Source organism: Oleiphilus sp. HI0125 (assembly GCF_001635355.1).
Genome location: NZ_LWGF01000727.1, coordinates 1 through 5,798, shown reverse-complemented (window position 1 = coordinate 5,798; position 5,798 = coordinate 1). Strand labels below are relative to the sequence as shown.

Sequence of the window (5,798 nt, the reverse complement as noted above, 5' to 3'; positions counted from 1 at the left end):
AATTGCAGATTTTACACACGTCGTAGAAACGCTTCTTGATCTGATTCGATCAGATCAATTCAAAATTCTTGCAGAGCATGTTGATCTACTCCTTCGTTCAGTCGATTGCCTGCGAACAATGGTCACGCAATTGGAACAAGACGAGGAATGCGAGACCGAATTATCCAATTCACTTAAATCAGAATTTGAAGATATTTTAAATGGCCGAGAATCAGGCGCTTCCGCTGAAACCCAAAACGGTGGAGAGGGCGATGCTAATGATGGCCATAATGATGGGGCACGCGGATGGCAAATATTTTTCCGTCCTTCTACAGATATTTTACGAACGGGTAACGAGCCTGTTCGGATGTTCAGAGAGCTGGCTGAACTCGGTGAGCTTGAGGTCGACGTGGATGCCTCAGATGTCCCGAAACTAGATGACATTGAAGCTGATGCCTGCTATCTCGCATGGAATATTTCTTTGTTTGGCGAGGCAACAAAAGAGCAAGTCGACGAAGTGTTCGAATGGGTCGTTGATGATTCTGAATTGACGATTGAGGCAATAGATATCGGCGGTGCTGGGCTTGCCGAAGCGTCGAGTTCAAATACCTCAGAGGATGCGTCTTCGCCAGCTGAACCTGCACCTGTGGTAGCGGAATCCGCTCCGAGCCAAGTCGTCGCAGAAAAACCTCAAACTACTGCGGCCAAAGCCGAACCCAAAGCGAAGGCTGAAAGTGCGTCAATACGTGTCGGAACCGACAAGGTTGATAGCCTGATTAATATGGTTGGGGAACTAGTGATTACCCAATCTATGCTAGGTGAACTCGGCAGAAATTTTACTGTCGACAAGTTGCCACGACTAATGGAAGGGCTTGAGCAGCTCAACAATCACACGCGTGAGCTTCAAGAAAGCGTTATGCGTATACGCATGCTACCAATTAGTTTTGCGTTCTCGCGGTTTCCCCGTTTGGTTCATAATACGAGCAAACAACTCGGCAAGCATGTTGAGTTGGAGTTGATGGGTGAGCAAACGGAACTCGACAAAACAGTGATGGAACGTGTTGGAGACCCTCTTGTTCATCTAGTCCGAAACTCGTTAGATCACGGCATTGAATCGCCTGAAGCGCGCGTTGCAGCTGGCAAAGATGAAATGGGTAAAATTACTCTGAATGCCTTTCATCAGGGTGGCAACATAGTGATTCAAATCATTGATGATGGCGCAGGCCTGAATCGTGATCGTATTCTTGAGAAAGCCATTGATAATGGCTTGGTGAAAGCGAGTGATAATCTCAGCGATGAACAGATCTATGATTTGATTTTCAAACCTGGATTTTCGACCGCGGCTGAAATCACCGATATTTCAGGTCGTGGCGTCGGGATGGACGTTGTGCGACGAAATATCCAAGAGCTTAATGGCTCTGTCGAAGTTGAGTCGCAGTCTGGCAAAGGCAGCACGTTCACCATCCGATTACCACTCACACTAGCAATTCTTGATGGACAACTCATCCGAGTTGGCAGAGATGTCTTTATCTTCCCTCTGGTCTCAATTGTTGAGTCTATTCAGTCTTATGATCAAATGATTCATCGTGTTTCATCAGGCTGTGAGGTCTTGCGCTTGCGGGATGAATACGTACCAATTGTGCGCCTTTGGGATATCTTCAGCATTAAGCCTGATTCAGAAAAGCTTGAAGATGGTCTGCTTGTCGTCGTTGAAGGTGATAACATGAAAATTGCCGTACTCGTCGATGACTTACTAGCTCAGCAACAGGTGGTGATCAAAAGTCTTCAGGAAAACTATCGTTCTGTCGATGGAATTTCTGGTGCCACTATTTTGGGGGATGGCACTGTCTCACTAATTCTTGATATTGGCGGCTTGATAAAATTGTCTGGCGTGAGTCGAGACGAATACAAGAAACACGTCAACGAAGATGACTCCGCTGCGGCCTAGGGCGAGATAAGGAGAGCAGTAATGGCTAAGCAAACAGAAATTGAAGTGCCAAACAATGATGATGGCATTCATGCGCAGGCAGAATTGGCTGAGCAATATTTGACCTTCTATATGAAGGAAGAAGAATTTGGCGTCAATATATTATCTGTTCAAGAAATTCGTGGCTGGGAGGCTGTTACGCGCATTCCCAAGTCACCAGACCATGTTTTGGGCGTTATGAACTTGCGCGGGACTGTTGTTCCTGTTATTGACCTGCGTATGAGCTTTGGCTTGACCGATTTAACGTACGACGATGCGACTGTCGTCATTATTTTGAATGTCGAATGTTCTAACTCAAATAAAGTGATGGGAGTGGTCGTCGACGCCGTGTCAGATGTTCATAACTTCTCTGACAAAGATATTCAGCCCGCACCCGAGTTAAGTGACAAAGCCCAAGGTCAGTACTTCAAAGGTTTGGGCAGTACAGAAGAACATATGGTCATTTTGTTAGATCTAAACGAAGGCCTCATTCAAGATCAAAAGGCATTGCTAAGTATTCACTGATTCAAAGGGACGAGAGCACGTGGGAGCCAACGCGAAAAAGATTGATCGCGAATTCTTCATGTCAGAGAAGGATTTTTCTGAGATCAGTAAACTTGCTTATTCTTATACAGGTATCGTTCTGGGTGACCATAAACAAGACATGGTTTATGGTCGTCTCGCTCGTCGGATGCGAGAACTCAACCTAAGCGAGTTTGGAGAGTATTGCGAAATTATTCGCAATCCAAAGCATCCAGAAATCAGTTTATTTATCAACGCGATCACAACCAATCTCACTTCATTTTTTAGAGAAGAACATCACTTCGAGTTTTTGGTGAACACGGTTTTACCTCAGCTTCACGCACGTGGAAAAGGCAACATAAGAGCGTGGTCGGCCGGCTGTTCCTCGGGAGAGGAGCCTTATTCGATCTCGTTAACCTTGAACGAATATTTACCTATCAAAAATTGGGATGTGAAAGTCTTAGCGACAGATCTAGATTCAAATGTGTTGCAAAAAGCTTCGCAGGGAATCTATGACATTGAGCGGATTGAAGGTCTAAGTAAGAGCCGAAAAAAGAAATGGTTTTTGTTTGATAGAAATCATAAAGATATCGTGAAAGTTCAATCATCGCTGCAGTCATTGATTCGTTTTAAACGCCTAAATTTATTGGAATCGTGGCCGATGAAAGGACGCTTTGATTTCATCTTCTGTCGCAACGTCATGATTTATTTTAATGAGGAGACGCAGGAGCGTTTATTGAATCGCTACGCAGATGCTTTAAACCCCGGTGGTTATTTGTTTATAGGGCATTCTGAAAATATGCATGGCGCTGGTGTCCGGTTTGAATCCCTAGGAAAGACTATTTACAGATTGAAATCATAGCGATGGAAGCGCATCAACTACCAGGCACATTGCCTCCTGCAGAACCAGGTTTTGAGCATATTAATCGGTACTGGGATCGCCGAATGAATATGCCAGCAGCGAAAATTTTACCTGGCGAATTTTATGTAAGTCGTTGCGGTGAAATCATCGCGACCGTCTTAGGTTCTTGTATTGCTGCCTGTATTCGTGACCGGCAATTAGGCGTTGGAGGCATGAACCATTTTATGTTGCCGCAAGAAGGCGAGCACTCTACTGATAATTGGGGGGGAGATCTTGCTTTGGCGTCCCGCTACGGAAATTGGGCAATGGAGTATCTCATCAACGAAATTTTGAAAATGGGCGGAACCCGCAAGAACCTCGAAGTAAAGGTGTTCGGTGGCGGTAATGTGTTGAGCAATATGACGGAGATCGGAACGCGCAATGTTGATTTCGTTCGATCGTATCTCGCACGCGAAGGCTTAAGTATTTCAGCAATGGATGTTGGGGGGGGCTACCCAAGAAAAGTCTTGTATTTCCCTGATACTGGTGCCGTAAAAATGAAGCGTTTAATTAGCGTTGCGAATGACACGATTGCACAACGTGAACGCGATTATCGTTGCAATTTAAATAAACCTGCAGATACAGGCGATGTCGAATTATTTTAACTGAAGTCGATTTGAGAGGCTGGCAGTGAATTCATATAAAGTATTAATAGTTGATGACTCGGAGCTCATACGCCAAGTACTGACCGAGATTATCAGTCAAGCTCCCGACTTGCAGGTAGTCGGGGTCGCGAGCGATCCATTTGACGCGCGAGAGAAGATTAAAGCACTAAACCCCGATGTAATCACGCTTGATGTTGAAATGCCGAAGATGGATGGGATTTCGTTTCTCAAGAATTTGATGCGCTTGCGTCCTATGCCAGTTGTAATGATATCTACCTTAACGGCAAAAGGAGCTCCCGTTACGCTCGATGCGCTAGAAATTGGAGCAGTTGACTACGTTTGTAAGCCCAAAGGTGGAGGCTGGGGAGATCTCGTCCAATACGCAGGTGTCATTCAAGATAAGGTTCGCAATGCGGCTAGAGCTAATATGCTCGCGCGTGAAAGTGTCACGACTAAAGCAAGCACTCCCATCGAGACTTCAACTAAAGAAGATCGATATAAAGTAGGCAAGGTGATTTGTATCGGAAGCTCGACGGGCGGCACTGAAGCCTTGAAAGAAGTTCTTCGGTACATGCCTAAAAACTGCCCTCCGATTCTTATGGCGCAACATATCCCAGCGGCCTTTAGTGGCACCTTTGCTAGTCGATTAAACGATACGATGCCCATTGAAGTTTGTGAGGCGAAAGCAGGTATGCCGCTTAAAGCGGGGTGTGCTTATTTAGCACCTGGTGACCGTCATCTGCGCTTAGCTAAACGCGATAAAAAGCTCGTTACAGCGCTCTTAGATGGTGAAAAAGTAAACGGACATATTCCATCGGTTGAAGTCTTATTTGATTCAGCAACGGCCGAACTTGGTAAGTACTGTGTTGGCGCAATGTTGACGGGAATGGGGGCTGATGGAGCCACCGGCATGTTAAGAATGCGACAAGCAAAAGGGCATACAATTGCACAAGATGAGGCAAGTAGCGTGGTGTGGGGAATGCCCGGCGCAGCAGTTAAACTGAATGCTGCAGTAGAAGTGCTGCCCATACAGCGGATTGGGCCGGAATTACTTAATGCATGCAAAAGTACATAATTGCTCATTAGTTCTCAAATTAATTACGCGAGTTTCGCAATCTTTACTACGCTATGTGCGGTAATACCAACACTGAAAAAACGAGGGCAGTATGTCGGTGAATGTGAGCTACCAAGGTAGTGACCAAACCTTAAAAATCGCAATAGATGGCAGATTTGATTTCAGTCATCACGCAGCTTTTAGAGAGGCATATGAGAGCGCTGAAACACAAATTTCATCTTACGAAATTGATCTCAGCGAAACCTCTTATTTAGATAGTTCGGCCTTAGGAATGTTGTTGCTACTTCGTGATCATGCTGGTGGTGCGGATGCGAAAATCGCAATAAATCATTGCAATGATGATGTAAAAAAAATCCTTAAAATTTCCAATTTTGAGCAGCTGTTTTCTATCACTTAATATATCTATGCGCCGATAAACACTTGTCGGCATGATCTTTGTATCGTTGATTGCATAATTAATTATTAAATAACGTTGTTCGTTAAAAATTATGCAGCAATTGTCATTACTTCCAGTGTCCGGTGCACCGAACTCAGAGTTAATTGAGACGGGAGCAGCGACGGTTAAAGCCCAGAATGGCTCGTCTGAGGCCTTCGGTAAGGTTTTTAATAAAGCTCAAACTAAGGTAGAAAAATCAGAACCCTTAGGCGCACATTCCGGCGATCAAACAGTATTGTCTAATTCAATATCGCATTCGGCAAGTCCTCAAGCTCACGATGAAAGTGGCAATCCGTTACCGCCAAAAGACGGAG

At 45.0% G+C, this 5,798-nt stretch carries 7 protein-coding genes; all 7 read left to right on the top strand.

What is annotated here, in order from left to right; all coding sequences use genetic code 11:
* A partial coding sequence (locus tag A3762_RS10725; RefSeq protein ID WP_068755417.1) for a chemotaxis protein CheA occupies positions 1-1,927 on the top strand: 1,927 nt, incomplete at its 5' end.
* A gap of 21 nt (positions 1,928-1,948) precedes the next feature.
* The gene (locus tag A3762_RS10720; RefSeq protein WP_068755414.1) at positions 1,949-2,470 is read left to right on the top strand and encodes a chemotaxis protein CheW; all 522 of its coding nucleotides are present in this window, start codon (positions 1,949-1,951) and stop codon (positions 2,468-2,470) included.
* 58 nt (positions 2,471-2,528) lie between these two features.
* Positions 2,529-3,329 carry a protein-glutamate O-methyltransferase CheR gene (locus A3762_RS10715; protein ID WP_068755418.1) on the top strand — a complete coding sequence of 267 codons (801 nt, stop codon included), beginning with the start codon at positions 2,529-2,531 and terminating at the stop codon, positions 3,327-3,329.
* 2 nt (positions 3,330-3,331) lie between these two features.
* Positions 3,332-3,973 carry a chemoreceptor glutamine deamidase CheD gene (cheD, locus tag A3762_RS10710; protein WP_068755411.1) on the top strand — a complete coding sequence of 214 codons (642 nt, stop codon included), beginning with the start codon at positions 3,332-3,334 and terminating at the stop codon, positions 3,971-3,973.
* A 25-nt stretch (positions 3,974-3,998) separates the two neighbouring features.
* Entirely contained in the window at positions 3,999-5,048 is a 1,050-nt protein-coding gene (locus A3762_RS10705; protein ID WP_068755409.1) for a chemotaxis response regulator protein-glutamate methylesterase, read from the top strand.
* 91 nt (positions 5,049-5,139) lie between these two features.
* Positions 5,140-5,445: an STAS domain-containing protein gene (locus A3762_RS10700; protein ID WP_068754248.1), complete on the top strand. Its 306-nt coding sequence runs from the start codon at positions 5,140-5,142 to the stop codon at positions 5,443-5,445.
* 91 nt (positions 5,446-5,536) lie between these two features.
* Positions 5,537-5,798: hypothetical protein (locus A3762_RS10695; protein ID WP_156493396.1), on the top strand; the 262-nt coding region annotated here is incomplete at its 3' end.